Below are 1228 nucleotides of genomic sequence, written 5' to 3'. Positions count from 1 at the left end.
TTCAAACACAAAAGATTCCGAAGAAGGCTTAACACATATACTCTCAGAGCATTTCGAGAATGTTAAAACCAAGGTTCAAGGTACTGTAGTAATGTTTTCTGCTTCAGGGAAAAAATAGCATCCAACCGCAGCACGTTCTTGCTTAAGACGTGCTACGGTTTCCTTTACGATTTGGGGTTGCGACTTTACCTCTATTGATAATGCATTCCGGCAGAACATTCAAATATGAATGTACGATATTTAACTAACCGAAAAACAAAATATAGCACAGGCGAGACATTTACCATCTAAGAAAATAGTATCGTTTTTTTACAGTTAAATCAACATCACTTCCTTAAAATGAAAACAATAAATTTCAATCCTGAAACATTTTATTTTAGCTTATTATTTCCCAGTATCACATTTTATCAGGATATCCTTCTGCGAGGTTATTATGCTTCCTGTAAATAATCCCCCCCTATCCACTGGAAACGTCTCTTTTTACAGAACTACATCAATCGACAATGTTCACAATAATTATCTCTCCGAATGGGTTGAATGGACTAAAAACAGCATTTCCGGAGAAAACAGGGAAACTGCTTTTACCCGGCTCCAATTATGTCTGGAAAACAGTGAAACATCGTTGGACTTATCTTGTTTAGGTCTCAGATCTCTACCACGATTGCCTGACAATCTTGATGAAATTAATGTAAGCAATAACCAACTATCAATGCTCCCCGAGCTACCAAGGGCATTGAAAGAACTGAATGCAAGCAGTAATCAATTATCTGCACTTCCTGAATTACCAGTGTCGCTGGAATATATAAATGTGAGTGATAACCATTTGTTCGCACTTCCTGAATTACCTGCGTCACTAGAATATATTAACGTAAGTGACAATCACCTGTCTGTACTTCCGAGGTTACCAATGTCATTGGAATTACTTGATGCAGCCAGAAATGCTTTGGAAGTAATACCAGATTTTCCAGAAAGAGATGATCATATTATAAGAATATTCTGGCTTAATCAGAACCGGATCACGGCAATTCCGGAAAGCATACTTGGCCTCAGTTCTGATAGCGTTGTCAATCTTAGAGAAAATCAACTATCTCCCAGAATAATGCAAACTTTGTTACAACAAACCGCCCAACCGGACTACCACGGCCCGCAGATTTACTTCTCCATGAGTGACGGACAACAGAATACACTCCATCGCCCCCTGGCTGATGCCGTGACAGCATGGTTCCCG

The 1228-nt window shown here is 39.3% G+C and carries 1 protein-coding gene and 1 pseudogene; both read left to right on the top strand.

What is annotated here, in order from left to right; all coding sequences use genetic code 11:
* Positions 1-118, top strand: a pseudogene (locus BHE85_RS26805) (class I SAM-dependent methyltransferase); the annotation flags it as partial.
* Positions 119-433: 315 nt separating this feature from the next.
* A partial coding sequence (locus tag BHE85_RS15810; protein WP_069673625.1) for a leucine-rich repeat domain-containing protein occupies positions 434-1228 on the top strand: 795 nt, incomplete at its 3' end.

Source organism: Shigella sp. FC1567, from assembly GCF_001743015.1.
Lineage (GTDB): Bacteria > Pseudomonadota > Gammaproteobacteria > Enterobacterales > Enterobacteriaceae > Escherichia > Escherichia coli.
The sequence above is the reverse complement of the archived record's forward strand: the minus strand, read 5'-3'. Positions and strand labels throughout refer to the sequence as shown.